This window comes from Kaistella flava (ex Peng et al. 2021) (assembly GCF_015191005.1).
Taxonomy (GTDB): Bacteria; Bacteroidota; Bacteroidia; order Flavobacteriales; family Weeksellaceae; genus Kaistella; species Kaistella flava.
The window spans coordinates 801,686-826,156 of record NZ_CP040442.1; the positions used below are offsets into that span (position 1 = coordinate 801,686).

A 24,471-nucleotide genomic window follows, 5' to 3' on the forward strand; every position below is an offset into this window, starting at 1 on the left:
TCAAATGTAAGGAAGAATTTCAAAATGTAATGACTTGCAGATTTAGGATTTTCGGATTTGATGATATACAAATCAAATACAACAATTAATACCTTTATTTCAAAATTTAACTGTATTCTATAATTAGGATTATATAATAATCCGGATCAATCTCAAAACTTGGGGAGAAAGAATAAATTTGATAATTTTGTTAGATGTTAAACGAAACAGAAGTTCTCAAATTTTTACTACCTGAATTTTTAATTGATCATTTTGAAATTGTGAAATTTGAAGAAATAAATAAAGTTGTGCATCTTTATTTTGAAGAAAAAAATACGATTCCCAAAGAATTTACGTCCCTTACTTTGCAATCAAAGGGTTTTCTGCCCGAAATAACGGTAGATGATTTTCCGCTGCGTGGAAAGTCTGTAAAACTCCATATCAAACGCCGAAGATGGACAGATGTGAAATCGGGAGACATTATTCAAAGAGATTGGAATCTCATCGCTAAAGGAACTCGCATGACACAGGATTTTGCAGAGTTCTTAAAAAAAATCAGCCGATACTAAAGCACTTCCTTGTAAAACCATCGCAGAAATGTATGGCGTGAATGGAAGAAAATTTCAACGACAATATAAAAAAAGCATTAGCGACTTTAAAGATTGGGATCAGAAAGAACATGCTGCAGACTGGATCTTATATTCTGAAAACCTCTCTGACCAGCTTTCTTTAGATGAAGTCGCTCTTTCTGACGGGGAATTGTACACTGTTCTTACCTCCAAAAAAGCAAAGGGCAGAAAAGGAAGTATCGTAGCCATTATTAAAGGAACTCAGAGTGATAAAGTCATTGAACAAATTCTGAAAATCAGTAGAAAACTCCGACAGAAAGTTAAAGAGATCACACTCGATATGGCAGGTTCAATGAAACTCATTGCTAAAAGATGTTTCCCCAATGCCGTGCAGGTTATTGACCGCTTTCATGTTCAAAAGCTCGCCACAGAAGCATTGCAGAACCTCAGAATACAACATCGATGGGAAGCCATTGATTTGGAAAACACTTTACTAACCGAGGCAAAAGAGAAAGAAGAAGCCGGAAATTGAAGTTTTTGAAAATGGTGATACCAGAAAGCAACTCTTGGCAAGGAGCCGATATTTACTCTACAAAACCAAAGAAAAGTGGACACCAAGCCAAAACCAAAGAGCGGACATATTATTCTCGCACTATCCCGACTTAGAAAAAGCCTATCATTTATCTGATGGGCTGAGAAAAATTTACAATCAAAATATTCAAAAGTCCGTCGCAATGCTCAAATTAGCACATTGGTTCAAAAAGGTAGAAGAATCGGGCTTTAAATCATTTTCAGTACTCATGAAAACCATTATGAATCATTACAATGATATTCTCAATTATTTTGATCAGAGAAGCACAAATGCTTCTGCAGAATCTTTTAATGCGAAAATAAAAAACTTCAGATTACAACTTCGAGGTGTAAAAGACAAAACATTTTTCTTGTTCAGATTATCTAAACTTTTTGCGTAGTCCCCAAGTTTTGTGCTTGATCCAATAATCCCCAAAAACCTTCACCAACACGCACAAAAAAAGAGAACCATTAAAATGATTCTCTTTACTTAGTAGCGGAGACACGACTCGAACGTGCGACCTCCGGGTTATGAGCCCGACGAGCTACCTACTGCTCTACCCCGCGTTATTGTGGTGCAAATATACAACTATTATCTAAACTTCCAAATTTTTTATAAAAAATCTTTATTCATCTATTTTTAGTAAATTTGTATATGGCAAAAATTCTAAAAATTTATCCGGACAATCCACAAGAAAACCTCCTGGACGAGGTCGTTCGCACGTTAAAAAATGGTGGAATAATTATTTACCCTTCCGATACGGTTTATGCGTTGGGTTGCAATATTTTTGATATCCGAGCAATGGAAAAACTCGCACAAATCAAAAAAATCAAGTTAGATAAAGCCCACTTTTCAATCATCTGTAACGATTTAAGTCATCTGTCCGAATTTTCACGACCGATTGACACCAGTACTTTCAGATATTTGAAGAATAATATTCCCGGACCTTTTACTTTTATTTTAGAAGCCAACAAAAGTTTACCACTCGCCTACAAAGGAAATAAGACGGTCGGAATTCGCGTTCCTGATCATATTATTCCGCAAATGATTGTCGAGAAATTAGGACATCCAATTGCGTCCACGTCGATTAAAGATGATGATGAAGTCATCGAATACTCCACCGATCCCGAATTGATTGCCGAGAAATACGATAACCTGGTGGATATTGTCATCGACTGCGGTTATGGCGATAACGTCGCTTCTACCATTGTGGATTTAACCAGTGGCGAACCGGAAATTCTTCGTCAGGGTAAAGGCATTCTTTAATTCTATTTGTATCTCTTCATCAATAACGAAACAGATCTCGCTCCTTTTCAAGTATTAATTTCAAAACAAATTTTTAAGTATCTCATCAATGAAAATCATATCATCACCGGCAAAACTCATGAATATTGATAATTCAAGTGAATTTTTAAAACCAACCCAACCACATTTTATTGAGGAAGCCGACTTTATACAATCTACTTTAAAACATAAATCTCCCCAATATTTATCAGAACTTATGGAGATCTCGCCAAAATTGGCCGATGAAAACTGGGAAAGAAATCAAAACTGGAAAGCAAAACCTTCTTCAAAAGAATCTGCTCCAGCAATGATGGCTTTTAGTGGCGAAGTGTATCGTGGTTTAGATGCAAAATCATTGGATGAAAATGCAGTGAAATATCTTCAGAAAAATTACCGTATGCTTTCCGGTTTATATGGATTGCTAAAACCTTCAGATAAAGTAATGCTTTACCGTTTAGAAATGGGAAGAAAATTTAAATTCGATCAGTATAAAAACCTCTACGAATTCTGGAAAGATAAAGTCACTGAACAACTCAACAGCGAATTAAAATCAAAAGATATCGTACTGAATTTAGCCAGTAAAGAATATTTTAAAGTCATTGATAAAACCAAATTAGAAGCACCAATTATCGATTTCGATTTCTATGATTATAAAGATGGAAAACTAAAAACAATAGTGGTTTATACTAAACATGCAAGAGGTTTAGTTACTCGATATTGTGCATTGAACGATGCAAAAACTTTAGAAGATGTGAAAGGATTTAACCTTGAAAATTATCGGATTGCTGAAGAACTTTCCACAGAAACAAAACTTGTTTTTACAAGATAAGATGAATTAAATAGTGCTGGAAATAGTACCGTTCTAAAATAACCATTAAGAATTAGTTAAGAAATTTAATTCATTAAGATTTCTTTCAGAAATAAAATGGGAGTGAAATTTCTCTTTGCTAAGCGAAGCGCCATTGCGACCGTAATTTCAGAAGCATTTTTGTCAAACTTCTTTGCGTCCTTTGTGTTTAAATAAGTATTAAATTAAAAATAAAAAGATGAACTATCATACCAGAAAATGGATCAAACCAGAAGATTTAAATCCCAATCACACCCTTTTTGGAGGCAGATTATTACAGTGGATTGACGAAGAAGCCGCGCTTTATGCGATTGTACAATTGGAAACACCACGTTGCGTAACCAAATATATTTCGGAAATTAATTTTATCAGTTCTGCCAAACAGGGAGATATCATTGAAATAGGAATTGAAGCCACAGATTTCGGAAATACTTCTATCACTTTGACATGTGAAGTTCGAAATATGATGACGCGTCAAACGATTATTACCATTGATAAAATTATATTTGTTGGCGTAAATCTGGATGGAAAACCAACCCGACACGGAAAAACAAAAATTGAATTTATCGCTGACCGTTTGAAAAGTCAGGGAGAATAAAAAGTGACCACCTTATTGCTCAATATAGTGGGATAAAATCCCGATCACGGTTTAACAAAGAATAGGATGAATTTCATTTCTATTAAATAAATCAACAAAAATGTCCAATACCAACATCCCTCCATCTGAGCGGATTTCCCCGAGTTCTGTATATTATTGTCCAATGGAATGTGAAGGCGAAAAAGTCTATTTTACTCCCGGGAAGCGTTGTCCAACTTGTAATATGTTTCTTGTTCCAATCGAGGAAAGAGCCGATTATCAGAACAAACCTCAGACTTTTTCAAAAACCAATTTACCGGAAAGTTTCGAAGAAAAAATTGGCGAGTATTTTTGTCCTATGTTTTGTGAAAGCGATAAGACTTATGCGTCTGATGTTGGCTGTCCAGTTTGTCACATGCATCTCGAAAAAATCACACAAAATTTGGTGGATGCTTCAACTCACCATCATCACAAAGAAAAAATAGCACCGGTCATCGACCAAGAAAGTAATGCTGGGAAATATTATTGCCCGATGTTTTGTGAAGGCGACAAAGTTTATGATTCTAATGTAGGCTGTCCGGTTTGCGGAATGGATTTGGTTAAAATTCCGGAGAAAGGAGAAAAAGCTTCCGATGATGACACGTATAAATTGTTAAGGAATAAATTTCTGATTTCCTTAATTTTTACCATTCCGGTTTTCATTTTATCAATGGGCGGAATGTGGTTTAAATTTCCTTTTTCAAATAAAGTTCAGGGGTTTTTAGAATTAGCACTTTCAGTTCCAGTGATCTTTTATGCAGGTTGGTTTATTTTAAAAAGAGGATTTATTTCCTTTAAAACCTGGAACCTCAATATGTTCTCGCTAATTGCTTTAGGTGCATTTGCAGCTTTCTTTTTCAGTTTATTGGCATTATTCTTTCCTGAAATATTACCCCACGAAATTTCTCATGAAGGAAAAACACCGCTTTATTTTGAATCGGTTTGCGTGATTTTAACTTTGGTGATCATGGGTCAAATGCTTGAAGCTAGGGCGCACCAAAAAACAGGAAAAGCGATTGAAGAGTTAATGAACCTTTCACCCGATGAAGCTAATCTCATTATTAATAATATCGAAAAGAAAGTTCCGCTTTCTGAAGTTAAAATCGGTAATTTCTTGAGAGTGAAACCAGGAGAAAAAATTCCAGTTGACGGAAAAATTACGGAGGGAAATTCTACGGTTGACGAAAGCATGATTACGGGCGAACCAATTCCGATGGAGAAAAGCTCAGGAATGAAGGTGACTTCCGGAACGATTAATGGGAACGGAACCTTTTTAATGAAAGCGGAAAAAGTAGGTGACGAAACCTTGCTTTCTCAAATTATTAAAATGGTAAATGATGCGACCAGAAGTAAAGCACCCATTCAGAAATTAGCAGATAAAATTTCTAAAATATTCGTTCCTACCGTAATTGGAATTTCAGTTTTGACCTTTATTTTATGGCGAATTTTTGGTGGAGAGAATGCCTTAATTTATGCTTTGGTAAATGCTGTAGCTGTTTTAATTGTGGCTTGTCCGTGTGCTTTAGGATTAGCAACACCGATGTCTTTAACGGTCGGAATTGCGAAAGGTGCTAAAAATGGAATCCTCATTAAGAATGCTGAAGCACTTGAACAAATGCATAAAGTAAACGTTCTAATTACCGACAAGACAGGAACTTTAACTGAGGGGAAACCAAAATTGGATGAAGTGATTCCTTCTGATAATGTTGACAAAACTTTGGTTTTAAAATTAGCAGCTTCTTTAAATCAAAATTCAGAACATCCACTTTCAAATGCCGTTTTAACTGAATTTAAAAAAGAAAATCACGATTTTGAAAAAATAGAAAATTTTGAAAACATTTCCGGAAAAGGGGTAAAAGGAATAATTGATGGTGAAACAGTTTTACTTGGGAATAATTCTCTTTTAAAACAATTTAACATTGAAATTCCAGATTCTTTAAAACAGAAAATAACCGAAAATGAAGATAAAGCAAAAACAATTTCTTTCTTAGCCAAAGGAAATCAGGTTTTAGGAATCCTTAGTTTTTCAGATAATATTAAAGAAAGTTCGAAACGTGCCATTCAGTATTTACAAGAAAATAATGTTGAAGTTATTATGATGACTGGCGATAATGAACATACTGCGAAAGCCGTTGCCCAGGAATTGGGTATTGAAAAATACTTTGCGAATTGCTTGCCACAGGATAAATTAGCAGAAATAAAAAGACTTCAAGCCGAAGGAAAAATAGTTGCCATGACTGGAGATGGAATTAATGACGCTCCGGCCTTAGCACAATCTAACGTAGGAATTGCGATGGGAACCGGAACCGATGTTGCCATTGAAAGTGCGCAAATTACTTTGCTAAAAGGTGATATTTTAGGTGTTGCAAAAGCAAAAATTTTAAGTGAGAAATTATTGAAGAATATTAGAGAAAATCTATTCTTCGCATTTCTCTATAATACCTTGGGAATACCAGTTGCAGCAGGATTGCTTTACCCTATTTTCGGAATTCTGATGAGTCCGATGATTGCAGCTGCAGCGATGAGTTTTAGTTCAGTTTCGGTGATTCTAAATTCGTTGCGATTAAATGGAGTTGATTTGAAAATCAAGTAATCTCTTAAACCACAAATTTCAACAATGAACTTTTAACCACAAAGTCACAAAGTTTATTCGCGGCTAAATACATTTAACACATTAGTCACATTAGTTTTTTAGTTAAATGCAAAGTTCACAAAAGTTTGGCGCACGGCAATTTCCGTAGGAAATCTTAATGAACTTAGCTTCTTAACCAAAATCTTAATGGTTAAATTTTACAGTAAACTTTTGCGGCTTTGAGGTTGAATAAAAAATAGTTGATTTCAGAAAGGTTTAGAATTTCCTTTCAATAACGTAATCAAGCATTAATTGTAATGATTTCTTAGCTTCAGAATCTGGGAATTCAGCGAGAATATCTTTTGCGTTTTGCTGATATTCTTTCATTTTATCGACTGCGTAATCTAACCCACCAGAGCTTTTTACAAACGCAATGAGTTCTTTCACTCTTTTCTGGTCGTTGTTATAGCGCTTAATCGTAGTGAAATAATATTTACGGTCTTTTTCATTAGCCGTTTTTAAAGCATAAATTAATGGCAAAGTCATCTTTTGCTCTTTAATGTCAATTCCAACAGGTTTACCTATGATTGTGGTCGTCAGATAATCGAATAAATCATCTTTAATCTGGAAAGCCATTCCGGTCAATGTACCAAATTCCATCATTTTCTTGGATAACGTTTCATCGTTGCTGGCAGAGAGAACTCCTATTTCGCAACAAGCAGCAATTAAAGTGGCGGTTTTCTGACGGATAATTTCGTAGTAAACATCTTCAGTAATATCTAATTTACGGGCTTTCTCCAATTGTAACAATTCCCCTTCTGCCATCTCACGGATCGTTCTGGAAATTACAGCAAGCAAATCGAAATCTTTATGATCGGTAGAAAGTAAAACTGCTTTCGATAAAAGATAATCTCCTACTAGAACTGCAATTTTATTTTTCCATAAAGCGTTAATAGAAAAGAAATTACGACGTTTAAAACTTTCATCTACAACATCATCATGAACCAAAGTCGCGGTATGAATCAACTCAATCATGGAAGCTCCACGAAAGGTCTTTTCGTTCACGTCACCAACCAGTTTTGCGCAAAGAAATACAAACATCGGACGCATTTGTTTTCCTTTTGTAGTCACGATAAATCGTGTAACCTTATCCAAAAGTGCTACATTGCTCTGCATCGATTCGTAAAACTTCTGTTCAAAAAGTTTCATCTCTGCATTAATTGGTTTTTTAATTTCTTCTACGATGTTCGCCACGAATGAATGATAAAGGATTATAATTGATGAATAGCTACAAAGATAATTATAAATAAAGAATATCTTAGAATTAATCGGCCTTTCAAATTGATTTATTTCAGTTTTTCAAAAGGAATAAAATACAAATAAGGTTTTACTTTAATAATTGGCAAATTAAATTCTTCTCCGGAAATATAAATACCTTGTTCATCCACTGCAATTCCTTCTATTTGTCCGATGGTTAAAGAACTTCCGAGATAATATTTCTTTGGTTTTTCTTTAAAGAAAATTCCCGGTTCGGTTTCATTAAAAATAGTGAGAAATACTTCTGTTTTTTTGGTATAACCTACTAAATATAATTTTTTGTCAAAATAAGCAGCGTCGGTAACTACATAACCTGTTGGAAAAGTTTCTATTTTTTGTGCCGGTTGATTTTCTGAAATCGCCGGATCAACAATATAATGCGTTGTATATTTCGAAACCCATTCTTTGGTGAAAACGTGAATTTTTCCGTTGAGGAAAATCATGGCTTCTGCGTCGAAATCGTTGTTTAGATTTTTTGGAGTGAAATCTTTTTGTTCTGGATAATAGAAAGGAATTGCCTGAGCGTTGTTAGAGCTAGGAGCTCTAACAGAGCTGTCAAAAGGAATTTTGTAAATCACCAGATCTTTTCTGGCTCCGACATTATTACCGAAATCGCCAATGTATATATTGGTTGAATCTGAGGTAATTGCTTCCCAATCTTTATTGATTAAATTGGTTTTAAATACATTTTGAATCTTTCCAGTCGTTTTATCGATTTCAAAAATTTCGGAACTATTTCCGCTATCGTTAATGGTGAACAAGCGTTTGTTGAAAAAATCTAAACCAGAATTTTCATTTAAGGAATCACTTAAAATTGCGGTTCGGTATTTATTAATTTTGAACCAGTCGTAATCTTGCTGAGCAGAAAAACTCAGAGAACTCAATATCAAAAATAAGAGAAAAAACTTCTTCATTGATTGTTTTTAATTTTTTAACGAAGTATTAATTAATTCCGGATCTCGCAGCCCGACTTGAACGGAAATCCTTTTTTTTTGCGTGGCCAAGAGCTCTGGCAAAAAAAAGCGGGAGCCCTTCGACAAGCTCAGGATAAACTCAGGCGGAAATGTCTGCCCAAATAAACTCTAAAGATAATCATCCTCTCCTGCGTTTTAATAAAAGAAACTGGATTTTCATGAAATCATAAAGCAGTCCTCCCAGCAAAATCGCAGACCCAAGAATTAGGGATTTTATGCTAAAATGCTCGAATAAAACACCACCGGAAAGGCCACCGAAAAAGAACATGAAAATGATGGTGAGTCGTAATTTGATGGACTTTATTAATCTTCGTTTGTGAAATTGATCTTTGAAAAAAAAGAGTTGGGAAAATTCTATTCCCATATCGGTGAAAAGTCCCGTTAGATGTGTGGTTCGGACAATTGATTTTGAAATACTGGTCACTAAAGAATTTTGCATTCCCATGGCAAAAAGTAAACTGTAAGCGATTACATCTGGATTTTCTTTGATTAAATAATTTCCGGTAAACGCAATTATACCGAGAATGATTGCTTCGGTAATAATTGGAAATATATAGGTTTCACTTTCTCGAATTCTGGAATAGGTTTCGACCATAAAATTGGCAAAGAAGGCTCCTAAGAAAAAGAAAATTATAAAGAGCGCAACGTGAAAGGCATTTTCGAAATTGAGTTTGAAAACTTCGTCGACGAAAAAAGCGAAATGTCCGGTAACATTGGTGGTTAATTTTTGTACGGAGAAAAACCCCACAACATTGACCAAACCGGCAACAAACGAAAGTAAGGACGCAATGCCGAGGTTATGTTTTGGTGTTCTGGTTTTGCCGATGTGTGAAAACATTACTCACTGCTTTTGTTGGCTAGTTGTCCGCAAGCTGCGTCGATATCGCCGCCGCGACTTCTGCGAATAAGAACGGTAATTCCGGCTTTTTCTAATTGTCGAACGTAGTTGTCTTCCGCTGCTTTATTGCATTGGTCGTATTTTCCGTCACCGATTGGATTGTATTGAATTAGATTCACTTTACTCGGAATCTGCTTACAATAACGAATTAATGCTTTGATATCTTCGTCCTGGTCATTAATTCCTTTCCAAACGCAGTATTCAAAAGTGATAATATTTCCTGTTTTTTCGTACCAATATTTTAGGGAATCCATAATATCAGTTAACGGGAATTTATCAGAGAAAGGCATAATTTCGTTTCTCTTTTTCTCGATAGCGGAATGTAAAGAAAGTGCTAATTTCACTTTGATATCTTCATCAGCCAACATTTTAATCATCTTCGGAATTCCGGATGTAGAAACGGTAATTCGTCTTGGTGACATTCCCATTCCTTCAGGTTCGGTAATTTTTTTGATGGATTCGACAACGTTTTTGTAATTCATCATCGGCTCTCCCATTCCCATAAACACAATGTTTGAAAGTGGTCGGTCGAAATATAATTTACTTTGTCTGTCGATTAAGGCAACTTGATCTACAATTTCTGCGACTTCAAGATTTCGCATTCTTTTCAATCGTGCAGTTGCACAAAATTCACAATTCAATGAACAGCCAACTTGAGAAGAAACACAAGCTGTAGTTCTTGTTTCGGTCGGAATTAAAACGGATTCTACCAAAAGTCCGTCATGTAATTTTACGCCATTTTTAATGGTTCCATCTTTCGACCTTTGAAGTTGATCTACCGAAATAGGATTAATCAAATATTCCTTTGAAATACGGTCTCTCAAGTCTTTAGAAAGATTCGTCATCTCCTCGATCGAATGCATGTTTTTGCTCCAAAGCCAATCATAGACTTGTTTTGCACGAAAAGGTTTCTCGCCTAAAGAGACGAAATATTCCTGTAATTGATCGAGTGATAAAGTTCGGATATCCTTCATTGTATAATAAGAGCCAAGTAAAAAGTGAAAAGAGCCATATGTTTACAACTTGGTATTGTTAACGATTGCTCCAAATATGTTTTTAAGTTCTGTACTTTCAGCAAGTAGTTGATCCAATTCTTCATTCTGTCCTTCTTCGAGTGCTTTAATCACTCTTAACCAATAATTAGATTCTCTTGTTTCTCGTAAAGAAATTTTGACTTTATTTTTAAAGTCTGCTTTTGAAGAGCCCGCTTGAGATTCTTCATAATTAGCACCAAGTGAAGTTGAAGATTTCCCCAGTTGAAATCGTATTAACCGATATTCTGGATCATTTGGAAGTTTCCTTAAAAACTTTAGACAATGAATTCCAAACCAAAAGGTCCTCTCTAGTAAATCATTTTTTTCATAAAAAAATTTTGATTTACTAAAGTTAACCTTTCTAATTTATATAAAATATCAAGTATCTTACTTGATTCTTTTTACTTTTTACTTGGCTCTTCTATTTTCTTAGATGATCAACATGGCGTCACCGTAAGAATAGAATTTGTATTTGTGTTTAACAGCTTCCTCGTAAGCGTGCATCAAGAAATCCTTTCCTGCAAACGCTGCAACCATCATCATTAATGTAGATTTTGGTGTGTGGAAGTTGGTGATCATACAGTTTGCTACACCGAAATCGTGTGGAGGGAAAATAAATTTATTAGTCCAACCATGATAAGGTCCAATTTTTCTATTTGAAGAAACTGAAGTCTCAATCGTTCTCATCGTCGTAGTTCCAACGGCACAAACTCTTCTACCTTCAGCAACAGCTTTGTTGATGATATCTGCGTTTTCCTGAGTGATAATGGCTTCTTCAGATTCCATTTTGTGTTTCGATAAATCTTCAACTTCGATTGGATTAAAAGTTCCTAAACCAACGTGAAGTGTAATTTCCGCGAAATCAATTCCTTTGATTTCTAATCTTTTCATCAAATGTTTTGAAAAGTGTAAACCTGCAGTTGGAGCTGCAACAGCACCTTCATGTTTTGCATAAATCGTTTGGTAACGTTCTGCATCTTCTGGTTCAACTTCTCTTTTGAAATATTTTGGAAGTGGCGTTTCGCCCAATTCTTTTAATTTTGCACGGAATTCTTCGTAAGAACCATCATATAAAAATCTTAAAGTTCTTCCTCTTGAAGTGGTATTGTCAATAACTTCAGCAACCAAACCTTCATCTTCGGTAAAGAATAATTTATTACCGATTCTGATTTTTCTTGCTGGATCTACCAATACGTCCCAAACGCGGGTTTCTTTATCTAATTCTCTTAATAAGAAAACTTCGATTTTTGCTCCCGTTTTTTCTTTATTCCCATATAATCTTGCTGGAAAAACTTTGGTATTATTAAAGATAAAAAGATCGTGTTCGTCGAAATAATCTACAACGTCTTTGAAATGTTTATGTTCTATGGTTTGTGTCGCACGGTTAAGAACCATGAGTTTTGCATCGTCTCTGTGTTCTGCTGGATGTTCTGCCAAAAGTTCTTCTGGCAAGTCAAAGTTAAAATGGGATGTTTTCATCTTTTTAAATTACGGTTTAAAAATTAGATCCGAAAAACAAAAAATTTCGGAGTGCAAATATACGACATTGAAAAGGCAAAGTCAAGTAAATGCGCTCTTTAATAATATCCTGGCTTATTCAAGGTGTTTTAAGACAAGTTTAAAATCAAAAATTGGACCTTTAAAAATGATGAAAATTTGAAGGAATGTTTGGACTAGAATTTTAATTCTTTTGGAAGTGTAATTTGGAGGTCTACATTTTTATATTCTTTTAAATTAATTTCACAAGTTTGGTTCCCTGTTTTATCGATGGCTTTAGAAACCATATAGTTTTCGGGATAAATTAATTCATTATAACTCCAGAAATGATGAAGTACACTTAAACGGTATATTGGAAATAGATTTTTATTGGCAGTAACTAAGCTTAGAGTTTGAGTTAAAAATGGTCTTTTTGATTTTTTAGTTCTATACATTTTCAGTACTACTTCTTTACCTGAAATATTTGGTTTTTCTACAAATTCAAAACGATAATCTTTGTCGTAATTAATTGCATTTAAATTAGTTGAATACTCATAGAGAAATTGAAACTGAATTTCATTGTTAAGTTTCGATTTTATTACTTTAAAATGGTGTGCTAAATTATTTGTCCGATCACCTAGTATTCCGTGAAGTTCATTTTCGTGATTAATGATTTTCAGAGAATAACTGAAATCATCTGAATTAAAATAATTAACATTATCATATGCCAACTTATTTTTAGAGCTTGTACTCGTATAATTCGTCACGAAATCAAATTGATAAGTTTGCGAAAAGCCTAAACTAAAAGGCAGTAATAAAAATAAAATGTAAATTTTTCTCATCGACAATGATTTATTCAATTAGCACTACTCCATTTTTTTAATGAGGATTGTAGCTCAAAACAAATATAGAAATTTTTACCATGGAAATGTGAATGGAATGATTAATGCAACGCATTAAAAAAATCAAAAATTTTCTATTATGAAAAAATTATCATTGCTTACCGGAATATTAGTGTTGTTCTTTATGACAAGTTGTCGAGATATTGTCAATGCAGTCTTAGATGTTCTGCCACCATTTGATGTTCCATTTAGCACAAATGTCGACGTTCCGTTTGCCAGTGTAAGTACAACAACTTATACCAGAACACCAGAAATCCCAATGAATATTGATTTAAATGCGAAGATTAAAGAAAACAATCCTAATTTTTCTATCAATAATTTGAAGTCGGTGAAGTTGAATACGTTGAGTTTGGATTATATAAGTTCGCAATTAGGAAATAAATTAGATGTTATTAAAAACGCCAGAATTTATGTAAAATCTCCTAACCAAGCAGACCGATTAATTGCGACAGCGTATAATAATACGAATCCAAACACAATCACTTTCACTTTAGAAGATACAGAGATTTTAGAATATTTCAGAACGAATCAAAATTCATTAATTATCGAAATTCAGGCAAGTAGAATTACTGCTGATCAAATTAAGATGAATATGAATGCTGGTTTTAAGATAAAAGTTCAATTGTAAAATATAGAAAAGACCGGAAATCATTGCCGGTCTTTTTTAATTTAATCAAGAAGACTTATATTTTCTTGATTTTTTTATGTCAAATTTCATTTAAATAAATGAGATTTTATTTATTTAAATGATTTTAAACCGACCAGTCTTCTAATTTCTTTTCATAGGAAATGGTATAAGCAGGCGATGTTGATGGTAAAACAACTATCGGAATTTTCAAATCATTTGGAAGGATTTTAGCCAAAGTTTTAAAGGATTTCTATTACAAAAGATGACTTTTATCGACGGAAAATCTTCCAACAACTGCAAAATATTATGATGATTTTCGTTTTTAATTTCTGTATCTAAACTTCCTTTTCTTTCGCAGGAATCAATGACGTCCCAAACGGCAATATCGTTTCTTTTCAAAAATTCTATTTTTTCAACATATTCTGTGGTGAATTCTTCTTGAAATAATTCAAATAAAATTCTCCAGAATTTATTTTGTGGATGGGCATAATATTCCTGCATTTCCAAAGATTTAACACCAGGAACAGAACCTAAAATTAAAATCTTAGAATTTTTAGAAACAATTGGTGGAAAAGAAGAAATACGATTCATCGCTTAAAAATAGTAAAAAAAAAGAAGTTCAGATTTCTCTGAACTTCCATATTTATAAGGTTTCTTTCAACCATCCGAAGAATTCTCTCTGCCAAACCAAACCATTTTGCGGATGTAAAATCCAGTGGTTTTCGTTCGGGAAGTAAAGAAACTTCGCTTTCAAACCTTTCAGTTTAGCTGCTTGGAATGCTTCCTGACCTTGTTCGTAAGGAACTCTGTAATCAATTCCACCTTGAATAATCATAATTGGCTTATTCCATTTGTTAACAAAATTTGACGGATTAAATTCGGTATACGATTTCGGAAGTGGATTGTCATAAGGAGAACCTCCTAAATCCCATTTTGCGAAAAACAATTCTTCAGTCGTTAAATACCAAGATTTCATATCGAAAAGTCCATCATGTGCGATAAAAGTTTTAAAACGGTTTTCATGAATACCTGCCAACATCATCACGCTATAACCACCATAACTTGCACCAACTGCTCCCATTCTGTCACCATCAACATACGGTAAAGTTTTCGCAAAATCTGCCGCTGCTAAATAATCTCTCATCGGCTGTCCGCCCCAATCGTTAGAAATAGCTTCATTCCATTTTGTTCCCCAGCCTGGCATTCCTCTTCTATTTGGAGCAACAATGATATAATCGTTTGCTGCCATCAAAGCGAAATTCCATCGAACGCTGAAAGTCTGTGTTAAAGCAGATTGTGGTCCACCTTGACAATACAATAAAGTTGGATATTTTTTATTCGCGTCAAAGTTTGGCGGATAAATAAACCAAACTCCCATTTCTTTTCCGTCCGTGGTTTTCACCATTTTTAGTTCGGTTCTGGAAGGAGTAATACTTTCGTAATTCTTCTTATTCACTTCCGTCACTTGTTTCATAGAACCATTTTTCAAATCAACAGAAAATAAATCTGCGTTGTGATTCATATCGGTTCTTGAAATCAATAACGAATTTTTACTTTGAGCGTAAATATCATTCAAATCAAAATCACCTTTGGTAATTTGCTGAATTTTAGAGTTTTTCGGATTCAAAGAAAACAATTGTTTTGTTCCTCTAAAAGCCGAAGTGAAATAAATATCCTTTGAATCTTGCGACCAGAAAACAGAACCGGTAACGCTTTCATCCCAATCTTTGGTTAAATTAGTTATTTTCCCAGATTTCCAATCCATGATTTTTAAATCATTTTTGTCGGCTTCATAACCATCTCTGGCCATTGACATCCAATATAAATATTTTCCGTCTGGCGAAAATTTAGGGGAAACATCGTATCCTTTATTGCTTTCCGTAAGGTTTTTTAAAGTTCCTGATGCCATGTCATAAGCGAAAATATCGGTGTTTGTTGAAAACGAATATTCCGCACCGCTTAGTGGTTTTGTCACATATAAAAGCTGGGAAGAATCCGGAGTCCAAATAAAATCTTCAGTTCCTCCGAAAGGTCTTTGTGGCGAATCCCAAGCTTTTCCTTCCAGTAAATCTTTCGCTTTATCAGCAGTTTCAGAAGTATTAACTATAAAAACGTGGTTGTATTTTCCTTCATTATAATAATCCCAATGACGGAGATTCAAGTCGGTATAAATATGTGCAGTAGATTTCGGAGTATCAGCATACTTCTCTTTCCCCAATAATTTTTCTACCAGAACTTCTTTACTAAAAGCTACTTTTTTACCATCTGGAGAAATAACAATATTATCTACTTTTCCAACGGTATAAAATTCTGTCCAGGTTTTTCCGGCATCTTTCGATAGATAAATTTTGTCGTCTTCCTGAGCGTAGATTCCATTTTTATCCCATTGAACTAAAGATTTTTTTCCTAAATCGAGAGCCGTTGCTTCTGTACTTTTAATATTAAAGAAATAGTTCTTCTTATTATTTTTCTCTGTCTTCAAATCAGTTTTTCCAAGACTGTAGATCAAGGAATTTTGATCTGGTGAAACTGCAGAAACTCCTATTTTATTAAGAGTCCACAAAATTTCGGGAGTCATGACATTCTGCGCATTCATAAGGAACGGCGCTGCCAGAGCAACCAAGGTGTGTTTTATTTTCATTTTAAAATTAAATTATTTAAATATATAAAGGTTGAAAAAATCGCTAATATTCTTTCATTAAGAATCGAAAATTAACATCTTACAAATATAGAAAATTCAGGAGGAAAGGAGAATTTCTAAACCATTTCGCTCTTTCTCTTTTGAATTTCTTTAACAAAATCATCAGGATTTTCAGGACTAATGACATATACTTTTCCAGACTTTAAAACCATCTTTACTTTTTTATGTCTGTTGGTTACATACCAAACATCTTTTCCATTAAAATAGCCGAAATAGCCAAAAAGTCCGCCGACTCCAGCAGTTCTAAGGTTTAATCCAGTTTTTTCTATTTTATTAAAAGTTTCAATTTCATTGATATTAATGACGATTGGACCGTATAAGTTTTTAACTAAAATCTGGTCGTTAGAAACCGCAATTCTTTTAGGAATAAATCCATAGGAAATAAAAATAACTCCATACATCAACACAAAACTGGTAATTGAAATCACTGGTTTTGGCGGTTCAAAGAAAAAAGAAGATATTGGAAATAAGATGAGAAACAGTAAAAGAATTATTGTTAATATCTTCGTCGTCTCATCCATCTTTGCGGTGTCGAATTCTCTGGTATTTATCATTTTTAAAAAGTATATACATTATCATTCGGCGTATAATCCATGAATATTCCGCCATCGATTTTTACAGATTTTACGTTCTGATTAACTTCAATCGCCGTTTGGTACAATTTATTATTTTTCCAGATTTCAGGCGTGATATGCTTTTTAGAAATCTTTCCATCTTGATACGTAATTTCTACTTCGAATGGAATGGCAAATCCGCCTACATTTTCGATCGCTAAATTGAGATTGTTTCCTGAAACTTGTGCGGACTTAATTTTTAAATCGATGTAATTATTACTGAAAAACCAGTTGTTCCAAAACCAATTTAAATTCTGTCCACTTCCGGAATTAAAACTGTAGAAAAAATCCCACGGCGTCGGATGTTTTCCTTTCCAGGTATTCATATAATAATGCAGCGTTTCTTTAAACAATTGATCTCCAAGCATATCTTTCAAAGACAAATACGCAAAAGCAGGTTTTATATAAGCATTACTTCCGTAGCCAATTCCGGAAAGTTGGCTGCTCATCGAAATAATTGGCTGATCCTGTTCGGTTGAAGGATCATTGATATATTTTTTAACACGGAAATCAGTAAACATTTTATCATTAAATGCTTTTCCATTTTCAGCCTCACCAATTAAATATTCGAAAGCCGTCACCCAACCTTCATCCATAAAGGCATAACGCGCTTCGTTGGTTCCCATCATAAACGGAAAATAAGTATGTGCAATTTCATGATCTACGGTTTGGCGAGAATCTGCAAAATCATCAGGAATCGCAGTATCATTAACCATCATTGGATATTCCATATCGGCAAATCCCTGGAATCCGGTCATGGTTGGAAAAGGATATTCAATTCCCGGCCAGTTTTCAGAAAACCATTTGATGCTGTATTTTTCCCACTCAACGTATTTTTCAAAATCTTTCGTTCCGGCATTATAAGTAGCTTGCGTGCTTACTCTTTTCGATTTCAATTTTACACTTGAGGCATCCCAAACATACGTTGAACTTAATCCAAAAGTGAAGTCAGTGATATTCTCAGCCTTAAATTTCCAGGTATTAAAATCATTTTGCTTGGTTACTTTTTGTTTTTCAATATCGTCTTTAGTAGCAACGTGAATTACCTGATTAGAGATTAAGGAATATTTAAATTTCTTTAAAACTCCGGGTTGTAAAACTTCTTCAGCATTCTGTAAAACTCCGGTCGCATAAACAATGTAGTTTTTGGGAACGGTAACAGAAATATTGTAATTGCTGAAATCATTATAAAACTCAGCGCGACCATTGTGCGGAAGTTTATCCCAGCCATTATAATCATCATAGACCGAAATTCTTGGGTAAGCATACGCACAGAAAAATGTGGTTTCATCAATTTGACCTTCTCTCCCACTTTGTTTTGACAAAGGAAATTCCCATTCTATCTTAATGGTATTTTTGGAGTTCGGAAGAAGTGCTGTGTTCAATTTTAAATCATAGAACGTTTCCCAATCTTCAGAATTGACGGTGTAAGTTTCTCCATTAATGGAAAGAGATTTTATTTTCAAACCTTCGCTTAAAAAATCAGGTGAGGCTTTTGCGGCTCTGGGAGAAGTTGGTTTATGCACATTATTTACAAATCGAATTACGGCTGATTTTAAAGTATCCGGAGAATTATTGCTGTAAATAATGGTTTCGTTTCCTGAAACAACTTTGGTCGTTGGATTTACATTGAAATCGATGGTGTAATCTCCTGAGTTTTGCCAATAATTTGAACCCGGTTTTCCGTCCAGCGAACGGGTTTTTTGTTCGTAGGCTTTCACAATATTTCTCGGAGTATATAAATCCTGAGAAAAGGTTTGAATAGAACAAAATACAAATAGTATCGAAGTTACGATCGTACGCATTAATTTTTATTTAAATATTATTAATTAAAAAACGGTTCAAATAAATCGAACCGTTTATAAATTTACTCTTTTTGTAAGTTATTCACTTGGAGCAATAATTCCGTTTATAAGTGACGTGATTAGTGATAAAGCAATACTGAAAATAAATGCCCACCAAAATCCATCAATAGCCATTCCTTCTACAAACTTTGCCGCTAATAAAACCACCAATGCATTAATTACTAAAGAGAAAAGACCTAAAGTAATAATCGTTAACGGTAATCCCAAAATCTTTAAAATTGGCGTCACAATTAAGTTTAAAACCCCAAGAACCAAAGCGAAAATTACGGCAGAACCGAAGGAATCAATATGAACTCCACTTAGGATTTTTGTGAGGACAAAAGCAACGATTGCCGTTACTAATAATCGGATAATTAAATTCATAATCTATTTTTTTATAAAATTAAAAAATTAAAGTGACTAAGCAAGAACTTCAATGATAATTTCTTTTCTCTGATGAATAGACAGTTCTTTAGAATAAATTTTATTATCTTCATCGCAAAAATTATATTCAATGAAGAACTATGCAAAATTATTGATGGTTTCTACGGTTTTCGCGGTGAGTTTAAATGCTCAAACGAAAGACCAAATGGTACAATCAATTATGGACGAAACTTACAAAAACTCTCAACTCGAAACACTTGCGTACGAATTGATGGACGACATAGGACCACGATTGGTCGGAAGTCCAAAAATGCAACAAGCACACGACTGGGCGGTAAAACGTTTTCAGAACTGGGGAATCGATGCCAAGAACGAAAAATGGGGCGAATGGAAATCTTGGGAAAGAGGACCTTCAACCATCGAAATGGTTTCTCCTTATGCAAAATCAATCGAAGGAATGCAGTTGGCTTGGAGTCCAGCAACTTCTGCAAAAGGTTTAACAGCAGATGTAGTGATGCTGCCAATGTTTAAAAACAAAGAAGAATTCGCGGCTTGGCTTCCAAAAGTAAAAGGAAAATTGGTAATGGTTTCTCAATACCAACCAACTGGAAGACCTGAATATAACTGGAAAGAATTCGCTACACCGGAATCATTTGAAAAAATGAAAAAAGAATCTGCGGATGCTTCTGAAGAATGGAGAAAATCAATCGCTGCGACTGGAGAAACTTCTAAATCCTTAAATGAAAAATTAGAAAAAGCCGGCGCTGCTGGAATCGTTTCTTCTTATTGGTCAAGAGGATTTGGTGTAAATAAAATTTTCGCTGCCGGAACAAAAACGATTCCTGTTGTAGATATTTCCTTAGAAGATTACGGACAATTATACCGAATGATTCAGCACGGAAAAACTCCGAAATTAAAAATTAATGCACAATCAAAAGATAAAGGAATTGCTCCAACTTTCAACACGGTTGCAGTCATTAAAGGTTCTGAAAAACCTGAAGAATATGTGATTCTTTCTGCGCATTTCGATTCTTGGGATGGTGGAACTGGTGCTACCGATAACGGAACCGGAACGATTACTATGATGGAAGTGGCAAGAATTCTTAAAAAATATTATCCTAATCCAAAGAGAACAATTGTTGTTGGACTTTGGGGAAGTGAAGAGCAAGGTTTGAACGGTTCTCGTGGTTACGTTTGGGATCACAAAGATCAAATGCCAAATGTTCAGGCCGTTTTCAACCAGGATAACGGAACCGGAAGAATCGCAAATATTAGCGGACAAGGTTTCTTGAATTCTTATGATTACATAGGAAGATGGTTAAGCGCTGTTCCAAAAGAATTAACCAAAGGAATCGAAACTTCTTACCCAGGATTTCCTGGCGGTGGTGGCTCTGATCATGCGTCATTTATCGCTGCGGGAGTTCCTGCATTTATGTTAAGTTCATTGAGTTGGAGTTACGGTTCTTACACGTGGCATACCAACAGAGATACGTATGATAAAATTGTTTTTGATGATTTAAAAAGCAACGTTGCAACCATTGCAATCTTAACGTATATGGCAAGTGAAGATCCTGAAAAAGCATCTGCAGAAAGAATTAAAATGCCAATTAACCCAAGAACTGGAGAACCAGCAAAATGGCCAGAAATGAAAGAACCAACCAGAAAAGGTGGTTTAGACTAAGGTCTTCTTGATTGATTTAAAAGACAATCTCAAATAAAAAGTCGGTAATTTCTAAAACGTTTAGCGTTGAGGATTTTACCGGCTTTTTCTTTTGATTTAAAACATCGTAATCGGTTAAAAAATTGCGATTTTTAATAGTGATTATTTAGAATGGTTGAGTTTTTGATTGCAAATATTCATGAAGAATCAAAATTATAACAATTACATCAAATTTTATCCGCCCCATCATTTCATTTATCTCCCATTACTTGGATTCCTTCAAATACTGGGAATATGGAAAATTTTCAATGACGAACCCAACCAATTAATCTGGATCTTATTTTCAATTGTTATCTTCCTCTTCATTTATTTGGCTTTAATGGTAAGACAACATTACGCGTTAGGAAACCAAGATCGAATTGTGAGATTAGAATTCAAATTAAGATATTTTGAACTATTTGGTAAAAGTTCGGATGAAGTAGAAACTCAACTTTCATCTGGCCAAATCGCAGCACTTCGCTTCGCTTATGATGATGAATTTAAAGTTTTATTAGAAAAAGCAATTCAACAAAACATTTCAGCAGACGAAATTAAAAAGTCAATTACCAATTGGAAAGCCGATAATAATAGAGTTTAACTCAACATTTATAAATATTTAACCTTAAAAAATAAAATTATGAAAAAGTTTACATTTCTTACGTTAGCCGTATTTGCCTTAATGTCTCTGACCAGTTGTGAAGCAATCGGAACCATTTTTAAAGCCGGAATGTGGTGGGCATTTTTCTTAGTGGCATTGGTAATCGGTTTAATCGTTTGGTTATTTAGCAGGGGTAAAAATTAAATAGAATTGAATGAAAACGGCAACTCCTTCACTCGAACTTATCACGAAAATAAGTCCTTCGAAAATGGTGAAAATCATGAAGGATCCGGAAAAATCTGCAATGGCTGTAAATTTAATTTACACCAACGACAGTGAAAATCAAGGAATCGCGCGCAAGAAAAGTGGCAAATCATTTTCCTACTTTTCGGGCAAACAAAAGATTAAAGACAAAGAAGAAATTCAGCGTATTAATCAATTGGCGATTCCTCCCGCTTGGGAAAATGTTTGGATTTGCGCCTTGCAAAACGGACATTTACAAGCTACAGGTTTGGATGCTAAAAATCGCAAACAATACCGCTATCATCCAGTTTGGAATGCCTTGCGAAATCGCACCAAGTTTTATCGAATGTTGCAGTTCGGTGAAGTTTTACCGAATATTCGATTACAATTAGAACAGGATTTAGCGCATCGAAGTTTAGACAAACGAAAAATTTTGGCTTTGGTAGTGAGTCTAATGGAACGAACCAATATTCGAATTGGCAATAATATTTACGAAAAACTATATGGATCTTTTGGATTAACCACTTTGAAAGATAAACATGTTGATATTAAAGGTCAGAAAATTAAATTCTCCTTCAAAGGAAAAAAAGGAATTTACCACGATATCGATTTAAAGAATGCCAAATTAGCAAAAGCCGTTAAAAGCTGCCGTGACATTCCCGGAAAGGAATTGTTCCAATTTTATGATGATGAAGGAAAACGACATCCAATAGAAAGCGGAATGGTCAATGACTATATTAAAGAAATCAGTGGTGAAGATTTCACCGCAAAAGATTTCAGAACTTGGTCTGGAACCGTGAATGCACTAATCGCTTTTAAAGAAATTGAAGCCCAGGAAATTGAGGAAAATCAGAAATCTAAAATAAAAAGGGCGATTGATTTGGTCGCTTGCGAATTAGGAAATACAAGCACTGTTTGTCGAAAATACTATATTCATCCCCTGATTATTAATATGTACGAAAATGATTCTATTAAAAAGTACTTTAGAGAATTAGATGAAATTGAAGTTAACGATGGTAAATCGGGTTTGACAAAAGAAGAACAAATTGTGATGAAAATCCTACAAACAGAAAAACCGTAATTATGCCAGAAGGTCCCACGATTGTTGTTTTTAAAAAGAGACTTGAAAAATTCGAAGGTAAAAAAGTAACCGAAAGCGATGGTTATAATAATCCTTTCGCAGAAGAAATTTCAGGAAAGAAATTAATCTCGGTTGAATCCTATGGAAAACTCCTTCTACTCGATTTTAAAGATTTCTTAATCACGGTTCATTTTGGATTATTTGGTAGTTTTTTGATTAATGAAACTAAAAAAGTTAATGCCAGTTTTTCACTTTTCTTCGGCGATGATTTTATTAATTTCTACGTCGTTAAAATTAAGAAGATAGAGAAAGACCACGATTTTGATCAGGAATTAAACGTATTTTCAAAAAAATATAAATTAGAAAAGACGCAAAAACTTTTACTTGAAAAATATGCCGATAAGAAAATTGGTGATGTTCTTTTGAATCAAGATGTTTTTCCAGGTTTAGGAAATATTATTCGAAATGAAGTTTTGTTTTTAAGCAAGATTCATCCTGAAAGTACGGTTGATAAAATTCCTTCCAAAAAAATTAAAGAATTGCTTCAAATTATTAAAGAATTCTCCAAAGCGTCAGTAGAATTAATCGAACAAAAAATATGGAAATCCTCCAGTTCCGTTTACAAGAAAAAAGAATGGGAAGATAAAGAAGTTTTAGAATACGTTGCTCCGAAAATTAAACGGAAAACCTACGTTGTAGAAAAAGTTCAGAAATTGTACTAATCTTCAATATTGAAAAAAATTGTAAAACTCTTTATTTAAAAGAGATTTTTTTAATTTTAAACGAAAAGTTAGCAATTAAATATTCTCCAACTCAATCCACGTCGGAACGTGATCGCTCGATTTTTCCCAGCCACGAACTTCCTTATCTACACCACCCTTTTTTAGATTTGGTACAAGCTCGGGAGAAAGCAAAAAATGATCAATGCGCATTCCCGCATTTCTTTCGTAGGCTTTTCTAAAATAATCGTAAAAAGTATAAATGGTTTCTTCTGGATAAAGATGTCGTAAACCATCCGTCCAACCTTGCGCAATTAAATTTTTGAAAGCAGTCCGAACTTCAGGCAGAAAAAGAGCATCTTTTATATATTTCTCTGGTTTATAAACGTCGCTCTCAGTAGGAATAATATTAAAATCTCCCGTGATGATGACCGGTTTTCCAGAACTTATTAAAAGCTCGGCTTGAGCATCCAGTCGTTCCAGCCACTTCAATTTATAATCAAATTTTTCACCAGGCGTAGGATTTCCGTTGGGTACATAAACGCAGACGATTGTTAAATCGTTCACCTTTACTTCTAAATATCTGCTTTGTTCGTCAGCTTCGTCACCTGGCAATGCAGTTTTAATAACAGTTGCTTTTTCAGTTTTTGTTAAGATTGCAACGCCATTCCAACTTTTTTGTCCGACCCAAACCGCATGATAACCTACTTCTAAAATTTCTGCTTCAGGGAATTTTTCTTGTGGTGCTTTTAATTCCTGTAAACAAACAACATCAGGTTTTTCTTCGCTGAGCCATTGTAGAAGCACTGGCAGTCGACCGTTAACTCCATTTACATTATAGGTTGCGATTTTCATGATCTCTATTTTATATAAAATTATTAAAAATATCTTGATTTAAAACTACACTCAAAAAAGAGGAAG

General features: G+C 34.3%; 24 protein-coding genes, 1 tRNA gene and 1 pseudogene. 12 read left to right on the plus strand and 14 right to left on the minus strand.

Going from position 1 to position 24,471, the window contains the following annotated elements:
* The first annotated feature begins 194 nt into the window (after positions 1-194).
* The gene (locus Q73A0000_RS03610) at positions 195-548 is read left to right on the plus strand and encodes a transposase (RefSeq protein ID WP_193811563.1); all 354 of its coding nucleotides are present in this window, start codon (positions 195-197) and stop codon (positions 546-548) included.
* A gap of 28 nt (positions 549-576) precedes the next feature.
* A pseudogene (locus Q73A0000_RS03615) lies at positions 577-1,519 on the plus strand (ISL3 family transposase).
* A 93-nt stretch (positions 1,520-1,612) separates the two neighbouring features.
* Here Q73A0000_RS03615 and Q73A0000_RS03620 read toward each other — a convergent pair.
* A tRNA-Met gene (locus Q73A0000_RS03620) sits at positions 1,613-1,685 on the minus strand.
* An 88-nt stretch (positions 1,686-1,773) separates the two neighbouring features.
* Here Q73A0000_RS03620 and Q73A0000_RS03625 point away from each other — a divergent pair.
* From Q73A0000_RS03625 to Q73A0000_RS03640, 4 genes are all read left to right on the plus strand, one after another.
* Entirely contained in the window at positions 1,774-2,385 is a 612-nt protein-coding gene (locus Q73A0000_RS03625) for an L-threonylcarbamoyladenylate synthase (RefSeq protein WP_193812728.1), read from the plus strand.
* An 88-nt stretch (positions 2,386-2,473) separates the two neighbouring features.
* Positions 2,474-3,232 carry a peroxide stress protein YaaA gene (yaaA, locus tag Q73A0000_RS03630; RefSeq protein WP_193812729.1) on the plus strand — a complete coding sequence of 253 codons (759 nt, stop codon included), beginning with the start codon at positions 2,474-2,476 and terminating at the stop codon, positions 3,230-3,232.
* A 217-nt stretch (positions 3,233-3,449) separates the two neighbouring features.
* Entirely contained in the window at positions 3,450-3,848 is a 399-nt protein-coding gene (locus Q73A0000_RS03635; RefSeq protein ID WP_193812730.1) for an acyl-CoA thioesterase, read from the plus strand.
* A 100-nt stretch (positions 3,849-3,948) separates the two neighbouring features.
* The gene (locus Q73A0000_RS03640; protein WP_193812731.1) at positions 3,949-6,459 is read left to right on the plus strand and encodes a copper-transporting P-type ATPase; all 2,511 of its coding nucleotides are present in this window, start codon (positions 3,949-3,951) and stop codon (positions 6,457-6,459) included.
* A 255-nt stretch (positions 6,460-6,714) separates the two neighbouring features.
* On the opposite strand, the gene Q73A0000_RS03645 is transcribed toward Q73A0000_RS03640, so the two are convergent.
* From Q73A0000_RS03645 to Q73A0000_RS03675, 7 genes are all read right to left on the minus strand, one after another.
* A complete protein-coding gene (locus Q73A0000_RS03645; RefSeq protein WP_193812732.1) occupies positions 6,715-7,692 on the minus strand; it encodes a polyprenyl synthetase family protein in 978 nt (325 codons plus the stop codon).
* 92 nt (positions 7,693-7,784) lie between these two features.
* The gene (locus Q73A0000_RS03650) at positions 7,785-8,669 is read right to left on the minus strand and encodes a hypothetical protein (protein WP_193812733.1); all 885 of its coding nucleotides are present in this window, start codon (positions 8,667-8,669) and stop codon (positions 7,785-7,787) included.
* A gap of 178 nt (positions 8,670-8,847) precedes the next feature.
* Positions 8,848-9,567, minus strand: coding sequence for a YoaK family protein (locus tag Q73A0000_RS03655; RefSeq protein WP_193812734.1), 720 nt, complete (start codon positions 9,565-9,567; stop codon positions 8,848-8,850).
* Positions 9,567-10,601: a 23S rRNA (adenine(2503)-C(2))-methyltransferase RlmN gene (gene rlmN / locus Q73A0000_RS03660; RefSeq protein ID WP_193812735.1), complete on the minus strand. Its 1,035-nt coding sequence runs from the start codon at positions 10,599-10,601 to the stop codon at positions 9,567-9,569. The genes Q73A0000_RS03655 and rlmN overlap by 1 nt, the downstream gene beginning before the upstream one ends.
* A 42-nt stretch (positions 10,602-10,643) precedes the next feature.
* On the minus strand, positions 10,644-11,027 hold the full coding sequence (locus Q73A0000_RS03665; RefSeq protein ID WP_193813642.1) for a four helix bundle protein: 384 nt from the start codon (positions 11,025-11,027) through the stop codon (positions 10,644-10,646).
* A gap of 63 nt (positions 11,028-11,090) precedes the next feature.
* The gene (gene queA, locus Q73A0000_RS03670) at positions 11,091-12,140 is read right to left on the minus strand and encodes a tRNA preQ1(34) S-adenosylmethionine ribosyltransferase-isomerase QueA (RefSeq protein WP_193812736.1); all 1,050 of its coding nucleotides are present in this window, start codon (positions 12,138-12,140) and stop codon (positions 11,091-11,093) included.
* Positions 12,141-12,334: 194 nt separating this feature from the next.
* Complete coding sequence (locus Q73A0000_RS03675; protein ID WP_193812737.1) at positions 12,335-12,979, minus strand: hypothetical protein; 645 nt, start codon at positions 12,977-12,979, stop codon at positions 12,335-12,337.
* Between the two features lie 139 nt (positions 12,980-13,118).
* Between Q73A0000_RS03675 and Q73A0000_RS03680 the strand changes: the two genes are divergently transcribed.
* The gene (locus tag Q73A0000_RS03680; RefSeq protein ID WP_193812738.1) at positions 13,119-13,667 is read left to right on the plus strand and encodes a hypothetical protein; all 549 of its coding nucleotides are present in this window, start codon (positions 13,119-13,121) and stop codon (positions 13,665-13,667) included.
* A gap of 207 nt (positions 13,668-13,874) precedes the next feature.
* Here Q73A0000_RS03680 and Q73A0000_RS03685 read toward each other — a convergent pair whose 3' ends face one another.
* The 5 genes from Q73A0000_RS03685 to Q73A0000_RS03705 form a co-directional block, all read right to left on the minus strand.
* Positions 13,875-14,258, minus strand: coding sequence for a DNA-deoxyinosine glycosylase (locus Q73A0000_RS03685; protein WP_244140792.1), 384 nt, complete (start codon positions 14,256-14,258; stop codon positions 13,875-13,877).
* A 52-nt stretch (positions 14,259-14,310) separates the two neighbouring features.
* Positions 14,311-16,308, minus strand: a complete 1,998-nt coding sequence (locus Q73A0000_RS03690; RefSeq protein ID WP_193812739.1) for a S9 family peptidase — start codon at positions 16,306-16,308, stop codon at positions 14,311-14,313.
* 116 nt (positions 16,309-16,424) lie between these two features.
* Positions 16,425-16,922, minus strand: coding sequence for a PH domain-containing protein (locus Q73A0000_RS03695; RefSeq protein WP_193812740.1), 498 nt, complete (start codon positions 16,920-16,922; stop codon positions 16,425-16,427).
* A 2-nt stretch (positions 16,923-16,924) separates the two neighbouring features.
* Complete coding sequence (locus tag Q73A0000_RS03700) at positions 16,925-18,787, minus strand: M1 family metallopeptidase (protein ID WP_193812741.1); 1,863 nt, start codon at positions 18,785-18,787, stop codon at positions 16,925-16,927.
* Between the two features lie 78 nt (positions 18,788-18,865).
* Positions 18,866-19,210, minus strand: a complete 345-nt coding sequence (locus Q73A0000_RS03705) for a phage holin family protein (protein WP_193812742.1) — start codon at positions 19,208-19,210, stop codon at positions 18,866-18,868.
* A gap of 130 nt (positions 19,211-19,340) precedes the next feature.
* Between Q73A0000_RS03705 and Q73A0000_RS03710 the strand changes: the two genes are divergently transcribed.
* The 5 genes from Q73A0000_RS03710 to Q73A0000_RS03730 all read left to right on the plus strand — a co-directional run bounded on the left by Q73A0000_RS03710 (position 19,341) and on the right by Q73A0000_RS03730 (position 23,553).
* Positions 19,341-20,891, plus strand: a complete 1,551-nt coding sequence (locus Q73A0000_RS03710; RefSeq protein ID WP_193812743.1) for a M20/M25/M40 family metallo-hydrolase — start codon at positions 19,341-19,343, stop codon at positions 20,889-20,891.
* Positions 20,892-21,069: 178 nt separating this feature from the next.
* Positions 21,070-21,507 carry a DUF6526 family protein gene (locus Q73A0000_RS03715; RefSeq protein WP_193812744.1) on the plus strand — a complete coding sequence of 146 codons (438 nt, stop codon included), beginning with the start codon at positions 21,070-21,072 and terminating at the stop codon, positions 21,505-21,507.
* 39 nt (positions 21,508-21,546) lie between these two features.
* Complete coding sequence (locus Q73A0000_RS03720; protein WP_193812745.1) at positions 21,547-21,711, plus strand: phosphatidate cytidylyltransferase; 165 nt, start codon at positions 21,547-21,549, stop codon at positions 21,709-21,711.
* A gap of 10 nt (positions 21,712-21,721) precedes the next feature.
* Complete coding sequence (locus Q73A0000_RS03725) at positions 21,722-22,831, plus strand: DNA topoisomerase IB (RefSeq protein ID WP_193812746.1); 1,110 nt, start codon at positions 21,722-21,724, stop codon at positions 22,829-22,831.
* A 2-nt stretch (positions 22,832-22,833) separates the two neighbouring features.
* Positions 22,834-23,553 carry a DNA-formamidopyrimidine glycosylase family protein gene (locus tag Q73A0000_RS03730; RefSeq protein WP_193812747.1) on the plus strand — a complete coding sequence of 240 codons (720 nt, stop codon included), beginning with the start codon at positions 22,834-22,836 and terminating at the stop codon, positions 23,551-23,553.
* Positions 23,554-23,628: 75 nt separating this feature from the next.
* Here the strand turns inward: Q73A0000_RS03730 and xth are convergent, their stop codons facing one another.
* A complete protein-coding gene (gene xth / locus Q73A0000_RS03735) occupies positions 23,629-24,405 on the minus strand; it encodes an exodeoxyribonuclease III (protein ID WP_193812748.1) in 777 nt (258 codons plus the stop codon).
* Positions 24,406-24,471 lie beyond the last annotated feature (66 nt).